The 25983-nt window shown below is 61.6% G+C and carries 19 protein-coding genes; 9 read left to right on the top strand and 10 right to left on the bottom strand.

Annotated features, from left to right (window positions below):
- Positions 1-278: 278 nt before the first annotated feature.
- Complete coding sequence (locus tag ASD52_RS21415; RefSeq protein WP_025426995.1) at positions 279-1025, top strand: FadR/GntR family transcriptional regulator; 747 nt, start codon at positions 279-281, stop codon at positions 1023-1025.
- A 177-nt stretch (positions 1026-1202) separates the two neighbouring features.
- Complete coding sequence (locus tag ASD52_RS21410) at positions 1203-2495, top strand: hemolysin family protein (protein WP_025426996.1); 1293 nt, start codon at positions 1203-1205, stop codon at positions 2493-2495.
- A gap of 428 nt (positions 2496-2923) precedes the next feature.
- On the opposite strand, the gene glp is transcribed toward ASD52_RS21410, so the two are convergent.
- Genes glp through ASD52_RS21380 form a run of 6 tightly spaced genes read right to left on the bottom strand, consistent with a single transcriptional unit; the run spans position 2924 to position 8752 of the window.
- A complete protein-coding gene (glp, locus tag ASD52_RS21405; RefSeq protein ID WP_057209404.1) occupies positions 2924-4135 on the bottom strand; it encodes a gephyrin-like molybdotransferase Glp in 1212 nt (403 codons plus the stop codon).
- Between the two features lie 6 nt (positions 4136-4141).
- Entirely contained in the window at positions 4142-4630 is a 489-nt protein-coding gene (gene moaC, locus ASD52_RS21400; protein ID WP_025426997.1) for a cyclic pyranopterin monophosphate synthase MoaC, read from the bottom strand.
- Complete coding sequence (gene trpC / locus ASD52_RS21395) at positions 4630-5445, bottom strand: indole-3-glycerol phosphate synthase TrpC (protein WP_025426998.1); 816 nt, start codon at positions 5443-5445, stop codon at positions 4630-4632. The genes moaC and trpC overlap by 1 nt, the downstream gene beginning before the upstream one ends.
- Before the next feature lie 31 nt (positions 5446-5476).
- Positions 5477-6490, bottom strand: coding sequence for an anthranilate phosphoribosyltransferase (gene trpD, locus ASD52_RS21390; RefSeq protein ID WP_025426999.1), 1014 nt, complete (start codon positions 6488-6490; stop codon positions 5477-5479).
- Positions 6491-6509: 19 nt separating this feature from the next.
- Positions 6510-8402 carry a peptidylprolyl isomerase gene (locus tag ASD52_RS21385; RefSeq protein WP_025427000.1) on the bottom strand — a complete coding sequence of 631 codons (1893 nt, stop codon included), beginning with the start codon at positions 8400-8402 and terminating at the stop codon, positions 6510-6512.
- Positions 8403-8455: 53 nt separating this feature from the next.
- On the bottom strand, positions 8456-8752 hold the full coding sequence (locus ASD52_RS21380; RefSeq protein WP_057209401.1) for a hypothetical protein: 297 nt from the start codon (positions 8750-8752) through the stop codon (positions 8456-8458).
- 23 nt (positions 8753-8775) lie between these two features.
- On the opposite strand from ASD52_RS21380, the gene ASD52_RS21375 reads away from it, so the two are divergent.
- On the top strand, positions 8776-10422 hold the full coding sequence (locus ASD52_RS21375) for a Na/Pi cotransporter family protein (protein WP_025427002.1): 1647 nt from the start codon (positions 8776-8778) through the stop codon (positions 10420-10422).
- Positions 10423-10425: 3 nt separating this feature from the next.
- On the opposite strand, the gene ASD52_RS21370 is transcribed toward ASD52_RS21375, so the two are convergent.
- Positions 10426-12189 (bottom strand): hypothetical protein, encoded by a 1764-nt coding sequence (locus ASD52_RS21370; protein ID WP_025427003.1) that lies wholly within the window; start codon positions 12187-12189, stop codon positions 10426-10428.
- A gap of 205 nt (positions 12190-12394) precedes the next feature.
- Between ASD52_RS21370 and glmU the strand changes: the two genes are divergently transcribed.
- The 4 genes from glmU to ASD52_RS21350 all read left to right on the top strand — a co-directional run bounded on the left by glmU (position 12395) and on the right by ASD52_RS21350 (position 16946).
- Positions 12395-13765, top strand: a complete 1371-nt coding sequence (gene glmU, locus ASD52_RS21365; protein WP_025427004.1) for a bifunctional UDP-N-acetylglucosamine diphosphorylase/glucosamine-1-phosphate N-acetyltransferase GlmU — start codon at positions 12395-12397, stop codon at positions 13763-13765.
- A gap of 146 nt (positions 13766-13911) precedes the next feature.
- Positions 13912-15738: a glutamine--fructose-6-phosphate transaminase (isomerizing) gene (gene glmS, locus ASD52_RS21360; protein ID WP_025427005.1), complete on the top strand. Its 1827-nt coding sequence runs from the start codon at positions 13912-13914 to the stop codon at positions 15736-15738.
- Positions 15738-16235, top strand: a complete 498-nt coding sequence (locus ASD52_RS21355) for an N-acetyltransferase (RefSeq protein WP_025427006.1) — start codon at positions 15738-15740, stop codon at positions 16233-16235. Before glmS ends, ASD52_RS21355 begins: the two co-directional genes overlap by 1 nt.
- Positions 16236-16253: 18 nt before the next feature.
- Positions 16254-16946: a DUF502 domain-containing protein gene (locus ASD52_RS21350; protein WP_025427007.1), complete on the top strand. Its 693-nt coding sequence runs from the start codon at positions 16254-16256 to the stop codon at positions 16944-16946.
- A 4-nt stretch (positions 16947-16950) separates the two neighbouring features.
- On the opposite strand, the gene recG is transcribed toward ASD52_RS21350, so the two are convergent.
- Positions 16951-19056 (bottom strand): ATP-dependent DNA helicase RecG, encoded by a 2106-nt coding sequence (recG, locus tag ASD52_RS21345; RefSeq protein ID WP_025427008.1) that lies wholly within the window; start codon positions 19054-19056, stop codon positions 16951-16953.
- A 117-nt stretch (positions 19057-19173) separates the two neighbouring features.
- Between recG and ASD52_RS21340 the strand changes: the two genes are divergently transcribed.
- The gene (locus tag ASD52_RS21340) at positions 19174-19479 is read left to right on the top strand and encodes a succinate dehydrogenase assembly factor 2 (protein WP_025427009.1); all 306 of its coding nucleotides are present in this window, start codon (positions 19174-19176) and stop codon (positions 19477-19479) included.
- Between the two features lie 4 nt (positions 19480-19483).
- Positions 19484-22993 (top strand): transcription-repair coupling factor, encoded by a 3510-nt coding sequence (gene mfd, locus ASD52_RS21335; protein ID WP_057209398.1) that lies wholly within the window; start codon positions 19484-19486, stop codon positions 22991-22993.
- A 97-nt stretch (positions 22994-23090) separates the two neighbouring features.
- Here mfd and ASD52_RS21330 read toward each other — a convergent pair whose 3' ends face one another.
- Both ASD52_RS21330 and ASD52_RS21325 read right to left on the bottom strand, forming a co-directional pair.
- Positions 23091-23747 carry a DsbA family oxidoreductase gene (locus ASD52_RS21330; RefSeq protein WP_025427011.1) on the bottom strand — a complete coding sequence of 219 codons (657 nt, stop codon included), beginning with the start codon at positions 23745-23747 and terminating at the stop codon, positions 23091-23093.
- A gap of 194 nt (positions 23748-23941) precedes the next feature.
- Entirely contained in the window at positions 23942-25756 is a 1815-nt protein-coding gene (locus tag ASD52_RS21325) for an extracellular solute-binding protein (RefSeq protein ID WP_025427012.1), read from the bottom strand.
- Positions 25757-25983 lie beyond the last annotated feature (227 nt).

Raw genomic sequence — 25983 nt, 5'->3', positions numbered from 1 at the left:
TACGGCGGGGTTTGTCGTTATCGATATATTGGGCCGAGGCTTGGTGGCGCATTATTGCGGCATGACCCAATCAGCCGAGATTGATGCAATCAACGGTCGTGCGGGCCGGTTTCAGCCATAGTGCAGCTTGGCTGCATTTCGTGTAATGCTTGAGGAATCGGTTGGCCATTCCTGGGCCTGCTCATCCTGTTCGTGGGGATGGGTGGACCGGCGAGATATGGCATTTTGAGGCGCTGCATTTGGCGCTGTCAGGCAAGGGAGTGCCTGGAGGAGGTGGGTTGAACAGGAGCTTGCTGGAGACTGTCCTTTCCGGGACGCGGAAGCGCACCAGTCATGCGCATGTGGTCGACCAGCTTGGCAAGGCGATCGTTTCAGGCGAGTTCCCGATCGGGTCGATCCTGCCCGGCGATCCGGAGCTTGCAGCGCGCTTTAAGGTGTCGCGCACGGTTCTTCGCGAAGCGATGAAGACGCTTGCCGCAAAGGGTCTGGTCGTGCCACGGGCTCGCATTGGCACGCGCGTCACGCCCAGAAATGATTGGAACCTCTTCGACAACGACATCCTGACCTGGCATTTTGAATGTGGTGTGGACGAGGAGTTCCTCTACCACCTCTCCGAAGTGCGTCTCGCCTTCGAGCCGCACGCTGCGGCTCTTGCTGCGCGCAACGCTTCTGAGGCCGAGATCAGCCGCATGATGCGCCTCGCGGTCGCCATGGGTGAGGCCGGCCATACTGCCGAGAGCCTCGCCTTTGCCGATCTGAAATTCCATCTGTCGATTGCGGAAGCTTCGGGCAACCCGTTCATGCGGACGGTCGGTGGGCTGATCGAGGCGGCGCTGGTCGGCATTTTCAAACTGAGTTCACCCGTCGAAGAAAAGGGCGGCGTCGACGAGGTCGCCCGCAATCACATCCGCATCGTCGAGGAAATCGGCAGGCGCGACGAAGCGGGCGCGCGCGCAGCGATGGAAAATGTCATCAAGATCGGGCGCGAGCGCGTGCGCGGCGCCCTCAGGTCGGGCGAAAACTGAGCCACCTTCGTCGGACGTGTCCGAGTTTCGGTCCGCTCTCGCCTCGCGAAATACGGGCGAAGCGCATTTGGTGACACGGATTTCGAGAACTGCGCTTGCTCGGATCGCCTGCTGGCCTTATCTGGTGAACGGTCGCTCTCGATTGGGCGACTTTTCGTCAACGGTGACTTGGAGACCATGTCCGAATTTTTTGTCATTTTCGTCCTGCTTTTGATCAACGCATTTTTTGCTCTTTCGGAAATGGCAATCGTCTCGGCAAGCAAGCCATTGCTTCGCCAGATGGCAAGACAGGGAAATCTCCGCGCCGAAGCGGCACTGAAGCTGGCGGAAGACCCCGGCAAGTTTCTTTCCACCGTTCAGGTTGGCATCACGCTGGTCGGCACGCTCGCCGGCGCCTATGGTGGCGCGACGATCGCGGCCAAGTTCGCCCCCTTCTTCGACAGCATCGCCTGGATCAGCCCCTACGGTCATCCGGTGGCGGTGGCGATCGTGGTAACGCTCATCACCTTCCTCTCCGTCGTTATCGGCGAGTTGATCCCCAAGCAGCTGGCGTTGAAGAACTCCGAGGGCTTCGCGATGTTCGTGGCGCGGCCGATGACGCTTCTTTCGCGCATCGTGGCGCCGGTCGTCTATCTCTTCGAGACCTCGGCCGCGTTGATGATGCGGCTGCTGGGCATACGTCCGGATGATCCGGACCATGTTACCGAAGAGGAAGTGCACGCGATCATGGCGGAAGGCGTCGAGAGCGGCGCGATCGAAAAGTCGGAGCACGAGATGCTTCGTCGCATCATCCGCCTCGGTGACCGCAACGTGAAATCGATCATGACGCATCGTACCGAAATGAGCTTCATCGATATCAACGACAGCCTGGAGACCATCGGCGAGAAGATCCGCCAATACGGCCACTCCCGTTATCCCGTGGTCGACGGGCCGAGCGGCGATGTGCTTGGCGCGGTTCTGGCGAAGGAAATCCTCAATGCCCCGACGTCCGTTCCGCTCGACGTTCGCAAGTATGTGCGCGAGATCCATACCTTGCCGGAAACCGCGTCCTGCCTGAAGGCGCTCGATGCTTTCAAGTCGTCGAGTATCAACATGGCGATGATCGTCGACGAATACGGCAGCACCGAAGGCATCATCACCATCGCCGATATTCTAGAGGCGATCGTCGGCGTGCTGCCGTCGAACTATGACGATCTCGAGCACGCACTGATCCGCCAGCGCGAGGATGGAACCTACCTGGTCGACGGACGCACGCCGATCGATGAGATCCACCTGACCATCGGTATCGAAGGCATCGATGCCGACGGAAATTTTGAAACGATCGCGGGCTTTCTCGTTCAGCAGTTGCGCAAGACGCCGGAAGAGGGCGACATCGCGATCGCCCACGGTTACCGTTTCGAGGTCATCGATATGGATTCCCGCCGCATCGACAAGATCCTCGTCAGCCGTTGCGAGAACACTGCCGCCTGAAACCTTGCTGGGGACGCGACGCTGCCTACAGGGCCGCGCGTCTTACTAGGCGCGCAAAGGTCGCTGTAGCACTTTGAATTGCGTCATGTTTTATCCTTAAATCGAATACGATTTAGGAAACATGCAGTAGGCGTCGCTGATCGCCCCCTCTGCCACCGTCGCAGCAGCAACGATGATCGTTCCGGAAAGCAAATAACCGTAGAAAAGCAAAAGGTCGGGCAATACCCGACCTTTCCCTCAAATCATCACGGCGCCTGCTAGTACATCCGTAGTCATCCGCCTTGAGCGATGATTGAATGATCCTGTTATTAATGGGTCTCCATGTCGGGCATATGACAATGGAACAGCAAATATTCTTTGTTTCTGCTGACGCCGGGTCCGGTCGACCAAAAGGGGTGCCTGTTTTATCCCGATGATTTCGCCGGAAGCTATCTGAGCCGGACGATTTCGCAGGGTGTACCGGCGGGCGCCTCTTCAGCGTTCGGCGCGCGAACGATCAGACAATCGGACTGCGCGAACACCTTCATCATCGACGAGTCCTGCCGCGGGAAGGGGTGGGCGACGAGCGAACCGTCCGCATCGCTCGAAAGCCGTGCACGCACATAATCCTGGCGCTTGTCGTTGGCAGGCAGCGGCGAGGCGAGGCAGGCCGTCGTCAGCCGATCTCTATCAGGTAGTCTCGCCAGTTTGCGGACCAGCGGCTCAAGGAACAAGAGTGCACAGACGAGGCTCGATACAGGATTGCCAGGCAGGCCGAGCACCGCCATGTCGCCGAGCTGTCCGACCATGAGTGGTTTTCCGGGCCGCATGGCGATCCGCCAGAAATCGAGCGTCATCCCGCTCGCAAGCAATGTCGACTGCACAAGGTCATGATCGCCGACCGAGGCGCCACCGAGCGTCACGAGCACATCGGCTCTCGCTGCCCTTGCACGCTCGACGGCCGCCGAGATCGCCTGGCGGTTGTCCGGGACGATACCGAGGTCGAGGATGTCGGCACCGTTGTCACGCGCAATGGCAGCAACACCGAATGTGTTGGAGGCAATGATCTGGTCAGCACCGGGTATGCTTCCGGGTGTCAGCAGTTCATCGCCGGTTGCAAGGATCGCGACCGTCGGTTTCTTGAACACTGGCAGCACCGCATGGTTCATGCCGGCGGCGACCGTCAGGCGACCGGCATCCAGAACGTCTCCCGCGCGCAGCACCGTTTCGCCGGCTGCAAAATCCTGGCCGGAAAGTCTGATATGCCGCCCTTTGCCCGGCGCGAACGAGGTGCGGATCTTGTTGTCGGCAAGCCGTTCGGTGTCTTCTTGGATGATGACGGTATCGGCGCCCGCGGGAAGCGGGGCTCCGGTAAAGATGCGGACAGCCTGCCCGGACTTTACCTCGCCATCGAAGCCATGCCCGGCCGCGGACTGGCCGATGACCGTAAGTTCGGCACCGATGGCGTGGACATCCTCATGGCGAACCGCATAGCCATCCATCGCTGAATTGTCGAAGGCGGGATGGGTGACGCGTGCAGTTACATCTTGCGCCAGCACACGGTCGAGGCCTTCATGCAGGCTCACATGTTCGATTGCGTGGCGGGGTCTGGCGCTGCCGAGGATCCTGTTGAGCGCGTCTTCAACGGAAAGCAACGACATCGTCGGTCAGTCTCCCTGGCGCCGATAATCGCCGGAGCGTCCACCGGATTTGCTGACGAGCTGGATGCCGCCGATTTCCATTTCTCGATCCGCAGCCTTCGCCATGTCGTAGATCGTCAGGCAGGCGATGCTGACGGCCGTCAGCGCTTCCATCTCGACGCCGGTCTTGCCGGTCAGTTTGGCAAGCGCTTCGACCCGCAAGCCCGGCAATGCTGGATCGGGTGTGATGTCGACCGACACCTTGGTCAGCATCAACGGATGACAAAGGGGGATCAGATTCGACGTCTGCTTGGCGGCCATGATGCCGGCCAGCCGCGCCGTACCGATAACGTCGCCCTTCTTGGCATCGCCCTCCAGGATCAGCGCAAGTGTCTCCGGACGCATGCGGACATGACCCTCCGCAGTGGCGATGCGGACGGTTTCGGTCTTGGCGCCGACGTCGACCATGTTCGCTTCGCCGCTGTTGTCGAGATGCGTGAGTGTGGTCTTGCCCATCACTCGGCCGCCAGCACGCTTTCGGAGCCGGTGAGGAGCACACGTGTTGCCGTCTCGACATCGCTCTTGCGCATCAGGCTCTCGCCGACCAGGAAAGTGGTGATGCCGCTCCTTTCCAGACGCTGGCAATCGTCATGGGTAAAGATACCGCTCTCGCCGACGAGCAGCCGATCAGACGGAACCATCGACGCCAGTTGCTCGGATACGGCGAGATCGACGTCGAATGTTCTCAGGTTGCGATTGTTGATGCCAACAAGTGGCGAGGCAAGCTTGAGCGCCCGCTCCATCTCTTCAGCGTCATGCACTTCGATCAGTACATCCATTCCGAGAGAAAAGGCAGAATCTTCCAGACGCCGGGCATCGTCGTCGCTGAGCGATGCCATGATCAGCAGGATGCAGTCTGCACCCCAGGCGCGGGCCTCGAACACTTGGTAGGTGTCGAACATGAAGTCCTTGCGCAAAGCCGGAAGCACGCAGGCTGCGCGGGCCGCCTCAAGAAACGCCGGCGCGCCCTGGAAGCTCGGTCCATCCGTCAGCACGGAAAGACAGGCCGCACCGCCGGCCTCGTAGGCCTTGGCCAGCGCCGGTGGATCGAAGTCGGGTCGAATCAGGCCTTTCGACGGGCTCGCCTTCTTGATCTCGGCGATCAGGCCGAAGCGGCCTTGCTGTTGGCGCGCTGCCAACGCCGCATGGAAACCGCGCGGAGCGGATTGATCGGCGATGCGAGCCTTCAGCTCATCGATTGACGTTTGCGATTTGGCCGCAGCGATCTCGTCGCGCTTGTAGGCTTCGATCTTGCGCAGGATATCGGTCATGGCGCGGTTCCTTGTCTCAAGCAGCGTTGTCTCAGGCAGCGTTCGAAACGCTGATCAGGCGCTGCAGTGCCGCCTTGGCGCCACCGCTGGAAAGCGACTGGCGGGCGAGCGTCATGCCCTGACCAAGATCTGCGGCCTTGCCGGCAATCATCAGCGATGCAGCCGCATTGGCAAGCGAAATGTCCCGGTAGGCGTTTTCTGCACCGTCGAGGACGGCCAAGAGCGCAACGGCATTGTGTGCGCCATCGCCGCCCTTCAGGGCGTCGAGGGTGACCGTTGGCAGGCCGAAATCTTCAGGCGTCAAGGTGAAAGCGGTGATCTTGCCGTTATCGAGAGCGGCGACCTGCGTCGTGCCGGTCGTCGTGATCTCGTCGAGGCCTTCGCCATGCACGACCCAGACATTCTCGGAGCCGAGGTCGCGCAATACTTCCGCCAGCGGCTGGACCCACTGCGGTGCGTAGACGCCGACAAGTTGCCGCTTGACGCCGGCAGGATTGGATAGCGGGCCGAGCAGGTTGAAGATCGTGCGTGTGCCGAGCTCGACACGCGTCGGGCCGACGTGGCGCATGGCGGAATGGTGCTGCTGGGCGAACATGAAGCCGACACCGGCTTCCCTGATGCAGCGTGAAATCGCCTCGGGGCCGATATCGAGCTTGACGCCGAGGCAGGACAGGGCATCGGCCGTGCCGGACTTGGAGCTCAGCGCACGGTTGCCATGCTTGGCGACCGGGACACCCGCGCCCGCAACGATCAGCGAGGCGAGTGTCGAGATATTGTAGGTACCGGCGCCATCACCGCCGGTCCCGACGATGTCGACAGCATCGGCCGGCGCGTCGACGGGGAGCATGCGGCCGCGCATGGCGGCAACGGCGCCGACGATCTCGTCGACAGTTTCGCCACGGACGCGCAGGGCCATCAGGAAGCCGCCGATCTGCGATGGCGTGGCCGCACCCGACATGATGATCTCGAAAGCCGCTCGTGCGTCTTCGCGGTTGAGAGCCTCGCCGGCGGCGACTTTGGCGACGAACGGTTTCAGATCACTCATCGGTTGCTTTCCTTGCCGCTTATCTCTGTGCCAAAGCCGTTTCGGCAAGCGTCTGATTGATCGAAACACCGTAGGCCGACTGCAGGGTCGATACCATTTGGTCGAGAATGTCGTCGCCGCTGGCACGGGCCATGGCCTGGATCTGACGGCTGTCGTCTTCCAGGGCATCGGTCGGGCCGTTGTTCTCGATCGAGGTGACCCGCAGCAGGATCTGACCATCGCCACCGATACCGGCGGCATTGGCGACGTGGCCGTCCGGGCCGCTGAAGGCAGCAGCGACGGCGGCCGGGCTCAGCGCCGCATCAGACGTCGACCGGGTCAATCCCGTCTTTGTTTCGACGGCAAGGCCAAGCTCGGTTGCGATATCGGCGAGCGTCGCGCCTTTTTCGATCCGCTGCTTCAGTTCGGTCGCCTTGGTGGCGAGAGCCGTGCGCTGCTGTTCTGCAGTCCAGTCTGCGGCGACTTCGTCACGTGCTTCGTCGAGCGTGCGGTCGCGAGCCGGAACCACTTCGTCGAGGTCGAACCAGACGTAGCCGTCGCGGCCGATGTTAACAGGCAGGGTTTCTCCGCCTACTTCAGCCTTGAAGGCGTCCGGCAGCAGAGCCTTCGGCTCCGGCAGGCCGGCGACTTCATCGCCATTCATGTCCTTGCCGGTCGCATCGATGCCGTCGACGGTCGCGACCTTCAGCTTGAGCAGTTCGGCGATGTCCTTGAGCGAAGCACCGGTCGCGCGCTCGTCCTCGATCTTGTCATGAAGGCCGATGATCTCGTTCTGCGCGTTGGAGAGGGCAATCTCCTTGCGGAGTTCTTCCTTGACCTCGTCGAAGCTGCGAACCGTCTCCGGGCGGATGTTCGTCACGCGCAGGATCACCGGTCCGAAGGCACCATCGATAACGGGCGACGTGCCGCCATCGGCAGCAATCGCAAACGCGGCTTCGCCGATCTTTGCGTCCGGAGCGCTTGCGGTGGTGAAGTCACCCAGCAGAACGTCGGCAGACGTCTTGCCTTCGGCTTTCACGATGTCGTCGTAGGACGTGCCGGCTGCGAGCTTGGCTGCCGCGGCGTCTGCCGCCTCACGCGAGGAGAAGGCGAGCTGTTCGATCGTGCGCGTCGCCTCGGTGCGGAAGCTGTCCTTGCGCTTGTCGTAGTCGGCACGAACGTCCGCATCGACCACCGCCGTCGCATCGGCAAGATCCTCGGGTGCAAGCTTCAGGTAGGTGATCTTGCGGTATTCCGGCGCGCGGTAGTTTGCCTTGCGGCTGTCGTACCAGGGGGCGAGAACGTCGTCGCCCGGTGCCTTTACCGGATCGATGTTGGCGTTCGACAGCAGGACGTAGTCGATCGAGCGCTTTTCGTGGCGATAGGAGCCGATCGCGTCGCTCAGCACCTTTGGCGCGATATAACCGTCAGACAGGGCATCGACGATCTGCGAGCGCACGGCGACCTGGCTGCGGTTGTTGATGTAATCCTGTTCGCGAAGGCCGGCATTGCGCAGCACGCTCGAGAACGTCAGGCGGTCGAACTGACCGTTGACGCTGTGGAAAGCCGGGTCTTCGGCGATGAGCTTGGCCAGCCGGTCTTCCGAAAGGCCAAGGTTCATATCGCCGGCTAGCTGATCGAGGGCAGCACCCGCGACGAGCTGGGAATAAACCTGCTGCTCGATGCCGAATGCCTTGGCCTGCTGCGGCGTCAGGCGCGTGCCGAGCTGGCGGGAAACGAGCGCAAGTTGGCGCTCGTAGGCGAGCCGGAAGTCCGGAGCCTTGACCTTGACGTCACCGACGACGACCACGGCATCCGACTGGTTCGCGATCATCGATGTCGATGCGCCCCACACCATGAAAGACAGCACGAGAATGACGAGCAGGCCTTTGACGACCCAGGTCTGGGCGGCTTTTCTCAGGAATTCGAGCATGGGGCAGAAACCTCGTTGCAGTGCGGTGGCTGTGAGCCAAACGAGTTCGTTCCTTAAAACAAACGAAACAGGAAATGAAGGGCGCAATGCCGCAAATTGCGCGCCAGCCGAAGATCGCGGGCAATCATGTGATTCGCAGGGACTTCGGGCCGCTGACGAATTTGAGAGCCGAGATCGCTGTCTGCGACGTCGATGGCCATCGACGGGAAGACGTTGCTGACAAAACGGATGTCGGATTTATTAGCCGGCAACAGAAATTTGACCGAAAAAACGACGAATTTGCCGGTGTTGGATTGAGATCGAAAACACTTAGGAACTATGGTTGCGCGTATCGGGGCGAGGCGATTCATGCGGCCCTGCGGAAAGACATGCCATGCAATCGACAATCGTGATGGTCAACCTGTTCGGAGCGGTAGCACTGCTGCTGTTCGGCCTTTCCCTGGTCAAGGAAGGGGTCACGCGCGCCTTCGGGGCGAAGCTGCGGGCTGGCCTCGCACAGGGAACGAGCGGCCCGACCCGATCGTTCCTGACCGGTCTCGTCGCCACGATTGCTCTGCAAAGCTCGACTGCGACGGCATTGATGACCTCATCCTTCGTGGAAAAGGGGCTCATTCGCTCGCGCATGGCGCAGATCGTGTTGCTTGGCGCCAATGTCGGCACGGCGATCACCGCCTGGATCGTCGCCACCGGCATCGAATGGCTGTCGCCGATGATCATTCTGGTGGGCGTCGTGCTGCATCGCGTCAGCCGCTCGAACGCCCGGCAGGGTCTTGGTGCGGCCTTTGTCGGGATTGGCCTGATGTTGCTGTCGCTGCATCTGCTTGGCCTGGCGACCGAGCCGATGCGCGAATCCGAGGCGCTGGCCGCGTTTCTCGGCATGCTCGATAGCGCCTGGCCTGTGGCATTGATCATCTCCGCGGGCCTTGCCTTCGCCTCGTCCTCCAGCCTTGCCGTGGTGATGCTGGTGCTTTCCCTTTCTACGGCCGGCATTCTCTCCGTCGGCTTGACGGTTGCGCTGGTGCTCGGCGCCAATCTTGGCGGGGCGATCCCGCCTGTCATGGCGACGCTGTCTTCGGCGCCGTCAGCACGACGGGTCACGCTCGGCAATCTCGTGGTCCGCGCCATCGGATGTCTGATCGCGCTGCCTCTGACCGGTGTCAGCGTCGAGCTCTTGCAAAGCCTGCCTTTGCCGAAGCAGAACCTGCCGGTGGACATCCACCTGGCATTCAATCTAGCCGTGGCGATCCTTGCCTGGCCGTTTGCCGGCCTGCTGTCGCGGCTGATGATCCGCTTCATCCCCGATAACGAAACGGACGAAACCGGGCCGCGCTACCTCGACGAGAACGTGCTCCATACGCCGGTCATGGCGCTTTCAGGCGCGACGCGTGAAGTGCTGCGGGTCGGCGACCTGATCGAGATGATGCTGATCCGCGCCCAGACCGCCTTCAACAACAACGATCTGTCCGAGATCCGCGATGTCGGCAAGTTCGAAAAGCAGGTCGATCTGCTGCAGCAGGAAGTGAAGATTTTCCTATCGCGCCTGGGGCGCGATGGCCTGAGCCCGGAAGATGGCCGCCGCTCGATCGTTATCATCGACTACGCCATCAACCTCGAGCATATGGGCGATATCATCGAGAAGGGGCTCTGTGAGCAAATCGGCAAGAAGGTCAACAACGGCCTGAAATTCTCCGAGGACGGCTATCAGGAGCTGAAGAGCCTCTTCAACCTGACGATCGACAATCTCAGGGTTGCTCAGACCATTTTCGTCACCCGCAACGCCGATCTCGCCCGGCAATTGATCGAGGTAAAGGTCAATGTCCGCCACATGGAGAAGCGGTCGGCCGAACGGCATATCGAGCGGCTGCGGGACGGACTGCTGGAAAGTCTTCAGACTAGCTCGCTGCATCTCGACATGCTGCGTGATTTGAAGCGCATCAACGCCCATATAGCCTCGGTCGCCTATCCCATCCTGGAGGAAAGCGGGCTTCTGACCGAGAGCAGACTGAGGCCGCAGGCGTGATCGTTATGAACCGGCGGCCGTTTCGCCGGGGCGCAGGCCGTTGCGGACGAATGCGTCGTAGCATGGCGTCAGCGTGATGCGCGTGTGGCCAGCCTCGAGGCTCGGCAGGTAGAGCGACAGCAGCGTCCTGTTGACGTTTGTGCTCGGGCAGGTCGGCACGAGTGCGATGTCCACGGCAGCGACTGCCGCGCGCACCTCCAAGTCCGGTGGCGGGATTGCGCGGAACGGATCTGCGCCGATGGCGACGCGTTTCGGCGCGTGGCGATCCATCAGCCACGGAAACGGATTGGCGAAATCGATATTGAGGATCGTGTCGAAGCGAACGCCATTGGCGTGCTCATAGGTACGCAATGCATCGATGGCATCATCGACATTCGTCAGCCAGCCGGTCTGGAAGTCGAAATCGCTGTAAAGCAGGAATGACGGCAATTCGCCCATGTCGGCCAGTGCCTCAAAGGCGCCTGGCTCGGCAAGATAGGTGTCTCGCATCCGTTCGGCCCGCAGCGAGAGGATCGGGCGGACATTGACAGCCCCCATGGTTTTCAGATTGCGGCTCTCGATCCGGATATTGTTGACGGCGCCGATCCACGCGCGCGCGCTCTTCTGGACGACAGTTGTCATAGGTGGCAGCGCCGCCGCGATGGCGAGGATAAAAACCGCAATGGTCTGCCGCCTGGATGAGCCATTCGCGACACAATCGAGTGTGATCTTGAGAAGCAGCGGGTAGAGGAAGATGAAGGCCTGGCTGCCGGTGTTCTGGCTCTCAAACAGGATGCCGGCAACGACAAAGGCACCGAGCCACAAGAAATTCTGATCGAAGACTTTGCGAATGGCAGCGATCGAAGGCCGTCGGCAAGCGTCCCGCATTGACATGGAATAGGCCGGCAACGCGGAAAAGAAGAGGGCGAGGCAGAGAATGCCTGCGGGCAGAAGCAGTCCGGCGTTGAGCGATGCAGCCTGAAGCAGGCGCGCCAACAGGATCCCGTCATTGACGTCGACCAAAGCCAGAATGTCGGCGACATAGGCCGATACCGCGCCGAGCGACAGTTCGATAGCGGCAAGAATGCCGAAGAAGATCAGGGCCGCGGTGACCGCCGAGCGCAGGCCGAGCCGTCCGGCCGCGAATGCCATCAAGCACAGGATGACACCGGCGATTGCGCCGGTGATCTTCACGAAAAAAAGTGCGATCATCGCTCCCGCGGCAACAACAGCGAGGGTACGTGGATTGCGGACATAGATCAGCGCCGCTGCGAGCACGTAAAGCAGTTGGCAGACCTGACGGTTGTAGATGCCGAAGCCGTCGGATCCCGGATAGGGGTAGAAGTCGCCGGTGTTGAACGGGAGAATGGAAAAGAGAAGGAACGGCAACAGGATGGTGTAGGCCAGCGCGCGCGAACGCTTTTGGATGTCGAGCACCACCAGGCCGATCAATGGCCCGGTGACGATGAGAAGGCACCAGCTGGCCAGCAGCAAGGGATGGCCGTTCGGGAAAACCGACAGCAAGATTGCAAAGAGATAGTAGCCGAGCGCCCCGACCGGTGCGAAGAAGTCGACCGAGGGGATCTGCGCGTCAGCAAGGCGATTGGCGGCGTCGAGATAAAGATAATGATCCCAGAACATCGGGCCGATCGGCTGCGGGATCGTGACCGTGAGAAGCAGCGACAGGAGGATGAGCGCCAGAACGAGCGCTGCAAGCGGCGACCGGATTGCAGCCCGAGCAATGTTGAACGGCTTTGCCGCTGCGTCGAGATCGGTGCTGGCATGCATTACTGCTTCTCTCCCCGGGGGAGCGAGGCACGCGCATGGGTTGCCGAGGCAGGCTCCGCTTCTCCTTATGCCATCATCGGGTTTTAAGCGGGTTAACGTGACGTGATTGTGTGAATTATGCTTCCCGCAATATGTTGCTGATAGGAAGGGGCCGAATCGGGCGACCGGATCTGGTTCTCAAGAAAAAGACCAAGGAGATCATTGGATGGAACGGAGTTGCCTGGCGATTGTTCTGGCTGCGGGTGAAAGCACGCGGATGAAATCGTCGATGTCGAAGGTGCTGCATCCGGTGGCCGGCCGGCCGATGATCGCCCATGTGGTTGCCGCCCTGTCGAGTGCATCGATCTCCGACGTCGCTCTCGTCGTCGGGCGCGACGCCGAAACTGTTTCAGGTGCTGCCGGCATCGACGGCGTATCGATCGCTTCGTTCCTGCAAAAGGAGCGGCTCGGAACGGGACATGCGGTTTTGGCGGCGCGCGAGGCGATATCAAAGGGGTTTGATGACATCCTGGTGGTTTTTGGCGATACGCCGCTGATCACGCCTGAGCCTCTCAAGGCGGCGCGCGACGGCCTGGCCGCCGGCAACGATGTGGTGGTCATCGGCTTTGAGGCCGCCGATCCTTCGGGCTATGGCCGGCTGATCGTCGAGGACGGCGCGCTGATCGCGATCCGCGAGCACAAGGACGCAACCGAAGAAGAACGCCGCATCACCTATTGCAATGGCGGCCTGATGGCGATCGATGGGCACAAGGCGCTCGATCTGCTCGATCGTATTGGCAATGCCAACGTCAAGGGCGAGTACTACCTGACCGACCTCGTCGAGATCGTGCGGGCGATCGGCGGCCGCGCCATCGCCGTCGAGGCGCCAGAGGAAGAGCTGACCGGCTGCAACACCCGGGCGGAACTCGCCTATATCGAGCGGCTCTGGCAGCAGCGCCGCCGGCATGAGCTGATGCTGTCCGGTGTGTCGATGATCGCGCCGGAGACCGTTTTCCTCGCCTGGGACACGGAACTGCAGCAGGACGTGCTGATCGAGCCGAATGTCGTGTTTGGCCCGGGCGTTCGCGTCGAGAGCGGCGCCATCATCCATGCGTTCTCGCATATCGAGGGAGCGACGGTGCGCGCCGGCGCAACGGTCGGACCCTATGCACGTCTGCGCCCCGGGGCTGATCTCGGCGAAAAGTCGAAGGTCGGCAATTTCTGCGAGGTCAAGAAGGCGGAAATCGGCGCCGGCGCCAAGGTCAACCATCTGACCTATATCGGCGATGCCTTCGTCGGGGCCGGGTCCAACATCGGTGCAGGCACGATCACCTGCAATTATGATGGCGTGAACAAGCACGAGACCCGCATCGGCGAGAATGCCTTCGTCGGCTCGAATTCCTCGCTGGTTGCACCGGTGACGATCGGTGACGGAGCGCTGGTTGCTTCCGGCAGTGTCATCACCGAGGATGTGCCGGCCGATGCCGTGGCCTTCGGCCGCGCACGACAGGAGATCAAGCCGGGCAGGGCGCGTATCCTGCGCGAACGCTACGAGGCACAGAAGGCCGCGAAAAAGGCGGCCAAGGCAGCCGAGTAGGTTCGCGTTAAATACTGAAACCGAAAGTGAAATCGGGGGCGGATTGCCTCGTCCGGCAAATGCGTTACCAAGGCAACGCGCCGGGCGGGACTTCCGCGCTGTCGATTGGGGCGTCGAAACGGCGCGGGACGAATTTGGAGACGACTATGTGCGGAATTGTTGGCATCGTTGGAAACCAGCCGGTCTCGGAGCGACTTGTCGATGCGTTGAAGCGCCTGGAGTACCGTGGCTACGATTCGGCCGGCGTTGCGACCATCAATGCCGGTACGCTTGAGCGCCGCCGGGCGGAAGGCAAGCTGGTCAATCTGGAGGCCCGGCTGCGCGAGGAGCCGCTGGCCGGCATGATCGGCATCGCCCACACCCGCTGGGCGACGCACGGCGCCCCGACCGAGCGCAATGCCCATCCGCATTTCACCGATGGCGTTGCCGTGGTCCACAACGGCATCATCGAGAACTTCTCCGAGCTGAAGGACGAACTGATCGCCGACGGTGCGACATTCGAGACGCAGACCGACACGGAAGTCGTGGCGCATCTTCTGGCAAAGTTCCGTCGCGACGGCCTCGGCCGGCGTGAAGCCATGCATGCGATGCTAAAGCGTGTAACAGGTGCCTATGCGCTTGCCATTCTGTTTCAGGACGACCCGTCTACCATCATGGCGGCCCGCAACGGCCCGCCGCTGGCGATCGGCCACGGCAAGGGCGAGATGTTCCTGGGTTCCGACGCCATCGCGCTCTCGCCGTTTACCAATGAGATCACCTATCTGATCGATGGCGACTGGGCCGTGATCGGCGCCAACGGCGCCCATATCTTCGATCTCGCCGGCAATGCCGTCGACCGCCCGCGGCAGGTCTCGATGGCTGCCGCCTACATGATCGACAAGGGCAACCACCGGCACTTCATGGAAAAGGAAATCTATGAGCAGCCGGAGGTGATCTCGCATGCGCTCGGCCACTATATCGATTTTGCCGCAAACCGGGTGAAGGCCACAACGGCTTCAATCGATTTTGCCGGTGTACCAAGTTTGGCGATCTCCGCCTGTGGCACCGCCTATCTCGCCGGCCTCGTCGGCAAATACTGGTTCGAGCGTTACGCCCGCCTGCCGGTCGAAATCGACGTCGCCTCCGAGTTCCGCTACCGGGAAATCCCGCTGTCGCCGCAGTCGGCCGCGCTGTTCATCTCGCAGTCCGGCGAAACCGCCGATACGTTGGCATCGCTTCGGTACTGCAAGGACCATGGCCTGACGATCGGCGCGGTCGTCAACACCCGCGAATCGACCATTGCGCGCGAATCCGATGCCGTGTTCCCGATCCTGGCCGGTCCTGAGATCGGTGTTGCCTCGACCAAGGCCTTTACCTGCCAGCTGGCGGTGCTCGCCGCCCTTTCGATCGGCGCCGGCCGCGCCCGTGGCACTGTCTCGGCCGATGAAGAACAGACACTCGTTCGCCACCTCGCGGAAATGCCGCGCATCATGGGCCAGGTGCTGAACGCCATCCAGCCAAAGATCGAGATGCTGTCGCGCGAACTGTCGAAGTGCCGCGACGTGCTCTATCTCGGTCGCGGCACCAGCTTCCCGCTGGCGATGGAAGGCGCGCTGAAGCTCAAGGAAATCTCCTATATCCACGCCGAGGGGTATGCCGCCGGTGAATTGAAGCATGGTCCGATCGCGCTCATCGACGAAAACATGCCTGTTATCGTCATCGCCCCGCACGACCGCTTCTATGAAAAGACCGTGTCGAACATGCAGGAGGTGGCAGCCCGCGGTGGACGCATCATCCTGATCACCGACGAAAAGGGGGCGGCCGCCTCGAAGCTCGAGACGATGGCGACGATCGTTCTGCCGAATGTCGACGAGATCATTGCGCCGATGATCTTCTCGCTGCCGATCCAGCTGCTCGCCTATCACACGGCCGTGTTCATGGGCACCGACGTCGACCAGCCGCGCAACCTGGCAAAATCGGTGACGGTCGAATGATCATCATACGGCCGGAGCGAGCGGGCGACGAACAGGCGATCCACGACGTGACGGCCGCCGCATTCGAGGGGCACCCGCACAGCGACCAGAGCGAACCCTTCATCATCGAACGCCTTCGGGGCGAGGGCGCGTTGATGCTCTCGCTCGTCGCCGAAGAGGAAGGTCAGATCGTCGGCCACGTTGCCTTCTCGCCGGTGACCCTTACGCCGCCGGCAGCAGGCTGGTTTGGGCTTGGCCCGGTGGCCGTCATGCGGGAGCGCCAGGCAAACGGGATTGGCAGTCGGCTCATCCGCGAAGGGCTAGCGATGCTTGCCGCTGACGGCGCCTTGGGCTGTGTGGTCGTGGGCGATCCCGACTATTACCAAAAGTTCAGATTCCGACACGAATCTTCACTTGTATTCCCAGGTTGTGCGCCGCAATACTTCATGGCGCTGGCCTTCTCCGGCGCGGTACCGACAGGTACGGTTGCCTATCATCCGGCTTTCGGCACTGAGTGAGGTTTAAACGGAAGAGGCATGGGCGAAAATTCGAAGAGCGGCTATATTGCGACCCGGTTGCGGAACTATTTCCTGACGGGGCTGATTATCTGCGCGCCGCTGGCCATCACCGTCTGGTTGGTGCGCACCTTCATCGAGTGGGCCGATGGATGGGTGAAGCCCTACCTGCCGAATTTCTATAATCCGGATACCTATTCGCCTGTGGCTATTCCCGGATTCGGGCTTCTGGTCGCACTCATCGTCATCACCTTGGTGGGCTTCCTCACAGCCAATCTGGTCGGTCGCTCGATCGTTGCCTTCGGCGAATCGCTCGTCAGCCGGACGCCGCTCGTTCGCACCATCTACAAGTCGTTGAAGCAGATCTTCCAGACGGTGCTGCAGGAGCAGTCGTCCTCGTTCAAGAAGGCGGGCTTGATCGAATATCCGAGCCCCGGCCTCTGGTCGCTGGTCTTCATCGCCACGGATGTCAAAGGCGAAGTCGCCGCCAAATTCTCCGAGCGTGGCATGGATATGGTGACCGTGTTCCTGCCACCGACACCGATCCCGACCGCTGGCTTCCTTTTGTTCGTACCCCGCGACAAGATCATTCCGCTTGAAATGAGCGCCGAGGATGCGGCCAAGCTCTTGATTTCTGGCGGTCTCGTCGCACCGGACTACAAGCCGCTCGCCAACGCTCCACCGCTCCAGATCGCCCAGCAGAAGAGCGCCTGAGGCTTCAGCCGGCGCGCAGGAAGCGGATCGCTTCGTCGCGGCGGTGGAGATAGAGCAGGGTTCGAAGCGCCTCCCCACGGGGCGATGTAAGATCAGGATCCCGCTCGATCAGATAGGCCGCGTCCTTGCGGGCGATTTCGAGCAGATCGCCATGCGCTTCGAGGCTGGCGATACGAAAGCCGGGCGTGCCGGATTGGCGCGTTCCCAGCAGTTCGCCTTCGCCGCGCAGCTTCAGATCTTCCTCGGCGATCAGAAAGCCATCTTCGCTGTCGCGCAGGATCGAAAGCCTTGCCCGGCCGGTTTCACCCAGCGGGCTCTTGTAGAGCAGGATACAGGTCGATGCTTCGTCGCCACGGCCGACGCGGCCGCGCAACTGATGCAATTGCGCCAGGCCGAAGCGTTCCGCATGTTCAATCACCATGATGGTGGCATCCGGCACGTCGACGCCGACTTCAACGACGGTCGTGGCCACGAGCAGGCGGATTTCACCGTTCTTGAAGGCGAGCATGACGGTGTCTTTTTCCGCGCCGTTCATCCGGCCGTGCACGAGACCGACATCCCGGCCGAAGCGCTTGGAGAGACCCTGATAACGTTCATCCGCTGACATGACGTCGATCGCTTCGGATTCTTCGACGAGTGGGCAGATCCAATAGGCTTTCTTGCCCTCCTTGAGGGCTGCAGCGAGGCGGTCGACGATCTCGTCGGTCCGCTCGGTCGGGATGGTAACCGTCTGAATGGGTTTTCGACCCGCCGGCTTCTCCGTCAGCTTGGAGACATCCATGTCGCCGAAGGCCGCTAGCACCAACGTGCGGGGGATCGGCGTGGCCGTCATCACCAGCATATGGGGTGAGATGCCTTTGGCGGTCAGGCGCAGGCGCTGGTGGACGCCGAAGCGGTGCTGTTCGTCGACGACCGCAAGCGTCAGCCGGTCGTAGTTGACCGTATCCTGGAACAGGGCGTGTGTGCCGACCACGATCCGCGTCTCGCCGGAGGCAATGCGCTCCAGGATCGCGTCGCGCTCCTTGCCTTTGGTGCGTCCCGTCAGAACATCCATCGTAATGCCTGCGGGTGCAGCCATTTTCGACAGCGTCGCGAAATGCTGCCGGGCGAGGATTTCCGTCGGAGCCATCAACACGGCCTGGCCGCCCGATTCGACCGCCGCCAGCATCGCCATCAGTGCAACCATGGTCTTGCCGGAGCCGACGTCGCCCTGCAGCAGCCGCAACATCCGGTCGTTTCCGGCCATGTCCTTGAGGATATCGTCAATCGCAGTCGATTGGCTCGTGGTCAGCGAGAAGGGCAGTGCGGCGGTGACAGGGCCTGACAGCTTGCCTGTCGCATGCACCGGCGTCCCGGTAACCTTGCGCAGGCGCTGGCGAACAAGGGCCAGGGAGAGTTGGCCGGCCAGGAATTCGTCATAGGCGAGCCGTCGGCGCGCCGGCGCCTGCGGGTCGATATCGGTGGCGTCGCGAGGTTCATGCAGAGCGCGGAAGCTGTCGGCGGCACTTTGAAAGCCCTGCTTGTCCGCAAGCGCACCGTCGATCCACTCGGGCATGTCAGGCACGCGGGCGACGGCCGCCTCGATCGACTTGCGCAAGATGCGGGCGGAGAGACCGGCCGTCAGGCCATAAACCGGTTCGACCAGCGGCAGGTTGTCCGCCTCGCTGGCCTTTACCATATAGTCCGGGTGAACCATCGACGGCCGCCCATTGAACCAGTCGACCTTGCCGCTGACAATCACGGTTTCGTCGACCGGCAGCGATTTTTCCAGCCAGTTGCCTTTGACGCGGAAAAAGGTGAGCGCCAGTTCACCGGTGTCGTCATGCAGGAAGATACGGTAGGGCAGGTTTTGCTTGCCCGGCGGTGGAGGCTGATGGCGATCGACGCGGCCGGTGATCGTGACGACGACGCCTTGCGGCGCATTGGCGATTCCTGGCTGCTGCCGTCGATCGATCAGCGAATGCGGCGCATGGAAAACCAGGTCGACGACGCGGCAGTCTTCGATGCTTTCGCGGCCGAGAAGTCGGGCATATAGCTCGCCGATCTTCGGGCCGATGCCGGGTAGGGTGTTGAGCGGTGAAAAGAGCGGGTCGAGCAGGGCAGGGCGCATGGCAATGAAATTGCGACGACAATTCGGGGTTTTGCAAGGCTGACAATCATCTATTCAGCGTTTATAGAGCCCAATGACGACAAACCGTACCTCCGCGGACGGCAGGAAGGAATCTCCATGACTGGCATTTCACGCACCAGCGCCGATCTCGATCCGCGTCGCCGCCGGATCCTGTTTCGTGCCTGGCATCGCGGCATACGCGAAATGGACCTGATCCTCGGGCAGTTTGCAGAAGCCGAGCTTTCCGCCTTGTCCGACATTGAACTGGACGAGCTTGAGATCATCATGGGCGAGGAAGACAACGATCTCGTTAGGTGGATCATCGGCGAAAAGCCGGTGCCCGAACGCTACCAGACGCCGATGTTTACGCGCATCGCGGCCTACCGCCCCAATTTCGAGCGGCTCCCCGAAGAGATGAAGTAGATCGATGCTGGCTGGCCTTGACCCGAAGAAGATTGTCGCCGCGACCCGTGAAGTCACGATTGGCCCGGTTCCATCCGGCGCCGAAGCGCTGGTGCTTGCCGATCTGGCCCGCGCCGGTGCGCCGATCGCCTACATTCTTTCCGATGGCCAGCGCATAGCCGACCTGGAGCAGGTCCTCGGGTTCGTTGCCCCCGATATACCGGTCCTGACCCTGCCTGGGTGGGACTGCCTTCCCTATGACCGGGTATCTCCGAGTGCCGATACCTCGGCGCGCAGGCTTGCGGCCCTCAGCGCTCTGATCGCCCACCGCAAGAAGCCGCATGCGGCGATCGTGCTGGTGACGGTCAATGCCGCGCTGCAGAAGATTTCGCCGCAGGATGTGATCGAAAGCCTCGCTTTCTCCGCGCGTCCCGGCAACCAGGTGCGCATGGACGATGTCGCGGCGCGTCTGGAACGCAACGGCTTCGAGCGCGTGGCGACCGTTCGCGAAGTCGGCGAATATGCCGTGCGCGGCGGCATTCTCGACGTCTTCGTTCCCGGCAGTGGCGATCCGCTGCGGCTCGATTTCTTCGGCGACACGCTCGAAACCATCCGCTCCTTCGATCCGGCCAGCCAGCGCACGACCGGCCAGGTCCGCTCCCTCGACCTCAACCCGATGAGCGAGGTGTCGCTGACGCCGGAAACCATCAGCCATTTCCGCAAGCAATATCTGTCGCTCTTCGGTGCCACGACCCGCGATGATGCGCTCTACCAGGCCGTTTCCGAGGGGCGTCGTTACGCCGGCATGGAGCATTGGCTGCCGCTCTTCTACGATCGCCTCGAGACCGTCTTCGATTATCTCGAAGGCTTTCGCATCGTCACCGACCATGTGGCGCGGGAAGCCGCAGCCGAACGGTCGAAGCTCATTCTCGACTACTACGATGCCCGCCACACGGCAGCGTCGCCGGGCAGGTCGCTGGCCACTCAGGGCACGCCCTACAAGCCGGTGCCGCCTGAGTTCCTCTATCTGAACGCGGAAGGATTTACGGCGGCGCTAGTCGAGCGCAGCGCCGTCCGGCTCACGCCCTTCAACGAGCAGGAAGGCGAGGTCCGCCAGGTCGTCACCGTCGATGCGCGGCAAGGTGCGCGCTGGGCAAAGAGCGCCGGCGAAGGCGAGGCGGAGAGCGATCGCGTCAACGTCTTCGACCAGGCGGTGAAATACATCGCTGAGAAGCGCTCCAAAGGCTTCAAGGTCGTCGTATCAGGCTGGAGCGAGGGGTCTCTCGACCGCCTGCTGCAGGTTCTCGTGGAACATGGCCTTGGCAATATTCGCCAGATCAAGGCGCTGGCCGACGTCAACACGCTGAAGTCAGGCGAAGCCGCAGCGGCGGTCCTCAGCCTTGAAGCGGGTTTTGAAACGGGTGATCTCGTTGTTATCGGCGAGCAGGACATTCTCGGCGATCGCATGGTCCGCCGCTCCAAGCGGCGCAAGCGCGGTGCCGACTTCATTGCCGAGGTCGCGGGCCTTGATGAAGGCAGCTACGTGGTGCACGCCGAACACGGTATCGGCCGTTTCGTCGGACTGCGCACGATCGAAGCGGTCGGCGCGCCGCACGATTGCCTCGAACTCGTCTATGCCGACAACGCCAAGCTCTTTCTCCCGGTCGAAAACATCGAGCTCCTGTCCCGCTACGGGTCCGAAGGGACCGATGCGATTCTCGACAAGCTCGGTGGCGTCGCTTGGCAGGCTCGCAAGGCGAAGCTCAAGAAGCGTCTGCTCGATATGGCGGGCGGTCTCATCCGCATCGCCGCCGAGCGCCACACCCGGCATGCGCACGTGCTGGTGGCCCAGGATGGAGCCTATGACGAATTCGTCGCGCGCTTCCCCTATGACGAAACCGAGGACCAGCTGAGTTCGATCGATGCCGTGCGCGAGGATCTTGGCAGCGGGCGGCCGATGGACCGCCTTGTCTGCGGCGACGTCGGCTTTGGCAAGACGGAGGTTGCGCTGCGGGCGGCCTTCATCGCGGCAATGAATGGGGTTCAAGTTGCTGTCGTCGTGCCGACGACGCTGCTTGCGCGGCAGCATTTCAAGACATTCACCGAACGTTTTCGCGGCCTGCCGATCCGCATCCAGCAGGCGTCGCGCCTTGTTGGCTCCAAGGAACTGGCGCTGACCAAGAAGGAAGTAGCTGATGGCAAGACCGATGTCGTGGTCGGCACCCATGCCCTGCTCGGAACGACGGTCAATTTCGCCAACCTTGGCTTGCTGATCATCGACGAGGAGCAGCATTTCGGCGTCAAGCACAAGGAACGGCTGAAGGAGCTGAAGTCGGACGTGCATGTGCTGACGCTGTCGGCGACACCGATCCCGCGCACGCTGCAACTGGCATTGACCGGGGTGCGCGAACTGTCGCTCATTACCACGGCGCCTGTCGACCGCATGGCGGTGCGCACCTTCATTTCGCCGTTCGACGCGCTGGTGATCCGTGAGACCTTGATGCGCGAGCATTATCGCGGCGGCCAGAGCTTCTATGTCTGCCCACGCCTCAGCGATCTCTCGGAGATCCATGACTTCCTGAAATCCGATGTACCGGACCTGAAGGTCGCCGTCGCCCACGGCCAGATGCCGGCAACCGAACTCGAAGACATCATGAACGCCTTCTATGAAGGGCAGTATGACGTTCTGCTGTCGACGACCATCGTCGAATCCGGCCTCGATGTGCCAACGGCCAATACCTTGATCGTGCATCGTGCCGACATGTTCGGCCTGGCGCAGCTCTACCAGCTTCGCGGCCGCGTCGGTCGTTCGAAGGTGCGCGCCTTCGCGCTGTTCACGCTACCGGTCAACAAGACGCTGACGGCAACGGCCGAGCGGCGGTTGAAGGTGTTGCAGTCGCTGGACACGCTCGGCGCCGGCTTCCAGCTGGCAAGCCACGACCTCGACATTCGCGGCGCCGGCAACCTGCTCGGCGAAGAACAGTCCGGCCATATCAAGGAAGTTGGCTTCGAACTCTATCAGCAGATGCTCGAGGAAGCGGTCGCTGAGCTCAAGGGTGAGGAAGAGGTCCACGATACCGGCTGGTCGCCGCAAATCTCTGTTGGCACGCCGGTGATGATCCCGGAACATTATGTGCCGGATCTGCATCTGCGGCTTGGCCTTTACCGCCGCCTTGGCGAGCTGACGGACCTCAAGGAGATCGACGGTTTCGGCGCGGAGATGATCGACCGCTTCGGCCCGCTGCCGATCGAGGTGCAGCACCTCCTGAAGATCGTCTATATCAAGTCGCTCTGCCGCACGGCCAATGTCGAAAAGCTCGATGCCGGCCCGAAGGGCGTCGTCGTGCAGCTCCGCAACAAGGAATTCCCGAACCCGGCAGCGCTGGTCGGCTACATCGCCAAGCAGGGCACGCTGGCGAAGATCAGGCCGGATCACAGCATCTTCTTCCAGCGCGAGCTGGTTACGCCGGAAAAGCGCCTCTCGGGCGCGGCGATGGTGATGACGCAGCTCGCAGGGTTGGCGAAACAGGTTTAATCGCCTTCGCGCCGCTGTTCCTTTGGCGGCGCGAGAGGACTTGCCATTGCTTTAGCTTTTCTGCGTACTTCCTTGAATCGCTTCCGATTTAAGGGAATCAAGCGGTAGCCTTCATCTGCGCGATTTCGCGAAGCGCGTTGCTGAGCACTTCGACCGATTGCGCACCCATGACGGCATATTGCCCGTCGAGGATGAAGCAGGGGACGCCGGTGACGCCCATCTCGCGTGCCATGCCGATCTCTTCTTTGACTGCATCCTTGTCGGCATCCGAGTTGAGGAGCGCTGCGATAACGGGCCGGTCGAGGCCGGCCTCAGCGGCGATATCGAGCAGAACAGCCTGATCGCCGACATTGCGGCCGTCCTCGAAGTTCGCCTTGAAGAGCAGGCTGACGACGGCCGATTGCGCCACTTCGCCATTGGTCGCCGCCCAGCGAATGAGCCGGTGCGCGTCGAGCGTATTGGGGCTGATCTTCACCGCATCGAAATCGAAGGCGATGCCATCGGCATTGCCGAGTGCTTTCAACGTCTCATGCGCCTTGTCGACCGCTGCCTGGCCACCGAGCTTGGCGGCAAGATGCTGCTTGTGATCGACGCCTTCAGGCGGAAGGTCGGGATTGAGCTGATAGGGACGCCACTGCACTGCGACCTGCAACTCCGAGGCGACATCGGCGATCGCCTGGTCGAGCCTAGCCTTGCCGAGATAGCACCACGGGCAGACGACGTCGGAGACGATATCGATGCTGACGGTTTGCATGATGTGAGATGCCTTTCCTCTTGGACAAAGCTGCGAGATAAGCCGGTTCCATCGGGCTTTCAATGCGTTCCTGCTGCATGTTTTATCCTTAAATCGCATTCGATTTAAGGATAAAACATGCAGCAATTCAAAGTGCCGCAGCGACCCTGGCGCGTCTGAGAAGACGCGCGGCGCTGTAGAGGGAAGCGACCCTTTTATTGGGCGTTCGCGTCCCACCAGGCGGGCAACTGGTAGCCATAGAGCGGCACGGTGGCCGGCCGGGCAATATGCTTGCGCCGTGCAACCCACTGGGCATCCAAGTGGTAGAGCGGCACGAGGTAGGAATTGTTGACCAGCAACCTGTCATGGGCACGAACGGCCGCGGTGAAATCTTCTGTCGTTCTGGCCTGCAGGATGTTCTCGACCATCCGGTCGACGTCCTTGTCGGCAACGCCGGCAAAGTTGTCGCTTCCTTGGCGATCGCGCGACTGCGAGGTCCAGCGCCCCACCTGCTCGATGCCCGGCGAGAGCGTGGACGGGAAGGACTTGATAATGACGTCGTAGTCGAACGACTGGCTGCGTTGCTGATACTGCGAATCGTCGACCGTGCGCACGGAGGCCTTGATGCCGAGCGGCGCCAGGAAGCGCTGGTAGGCAAGGGCGATCTTCTCCTGGCCGGCATTCTGGCTCATGATTTCGAAGGCAAGCGGTGCGCCCTTGGCGTCGACCATCTTGCCGTCCTTGATCTGATAGCCGGCCTCGCGCAGCAGCGAGACGGCAACGCGCAGCACATTGCGGTCGCGGCCGGAGGCATCCGTCACCGGCAGGCGGTAGGTGCCGTCGAGGATCGCCGGGTTGATCTGTTCGCGCGCATCGCCGATCAGCCCGAGTTCGCGGTCATCGGCTGCCGCGCCTAGGAACGAAAGCGTCGAGTTCTGCCAGTAGCTCTGGGTGCGGGTGTATGCGCTGTCGAACAGGTTCTTGTTGACCCACTCGAAGTCGAAGACGAGCGCCAAGCCTTGGCGGAGCTTGAGGTTGTCGAACATCGGCTTGCGGGTGTTGAAGACGATGCCCAGCATGCCCGAAGGCGTCTTCGGTGTGAACGTCTCCTTGACGACATCGCCAGAGCGCACGGCCGGAAAATCGTAGCCGCGCGCCCATTTTGTGGCGCTGCCTTCCGGGTAGATGTCGATTTCGCCCTTCTTGAAGGCTTCGAAGAGGGAATTTTCCTGCAGGAAATACTCGACGGAGATCTCGTCGTAATTGTCGAATCCGACCTTGGAAGGAAGGTTCTTGGCCCAATAATCCGGGTTGCGGCGATAGACGATCCGTTCGCCCGGCTTGACTTCAGCAACGCGATAGGGGCCCGAGCCAAGCGGGGCCTTGAGCGTTGTCTGGTCGAAGGTCGCCACATCGGTTGCATGTTTCGGCAGAACCGGAGAAAGCCCGAGCAGCAGCGGCAGCTCGCGGTCAGCATCTTCGGTGAAGGTGAAGCGGACGCTGAGGTCGCCGACCTTCTCTAGTTTCGCCACCTTCGCCATTCGGTTGCTGAAGGGAACGCGGCCCTTGTCGCGCATCAGTTCGAAGGTGAAGATGACATCATCAGCCGTTACGGGCTGCCCGTCCGCCCAGCGGGCATCCGGGTTGATGTTAAATTGAATGAACGTCCGGTCGTCGTCCCATTCCACCGTCTGGGCGAGCAAGCCGTACATCGTGAACGGCTCGTCGCGGGAGCGTTGCATCAGCGATTCGTAGACGAGATTGCCGTATTCTGGATCCCACATGCCGCGCGCTGTCGTGCGCATGCTCTTCAGGATGAAGGGATTGACGCTGTCGAAGGTCCCGACCACGCCGTAGGAAATCTTGCCGCCCTTCTTTACATCGGGGTTGACGTAGGGGAAACTTTTGAAGTCCGCGGGCAGGGCAGGCTCGCCGTGCATTGAGATGGCATGCACGGGAGCGGCCGTCGCGGCGCCACCGAATGCGGTTGCGGCCAGCAGGATGGCCAGACCGGAAAGAATTGTGCGCAACGTTATCTCCAGTGAAGTGGCATTAGGCCGATTCCCGGCACGTTACCAATGCCGGTCGACAATTCCAACCGAAGCTATACGCAAATTCCGGCGGGCAAGAGGTCAAAAAAAAGCAAGAAACACTGGATAAACCGCACGAGCCAATGTAACAGGTGTTTCCGGAAACGGGGTCATGCATTTGCCTTATTTGGCCAACAGGACAACGGCGGCTGACGATACTCACCTGC

Origin of the sequence: Ensifer sp. Root142 (genome assembly GCF_001426785.1) — a bacterium.
In the GTDB taxonomy this organism is placed as follows: domain Bacteria; phylum Pseudomonadota; class Alphaproteobacteria; order Rhizobiales; family Rhizobiaceae; genus Ensifer; species Ensifer canadensis.
The sequence above is the reverse complement of the archived record's forward strand: the minus strand, read 5'-3'. Positions and strand labels throughout refer to the sequence as shown.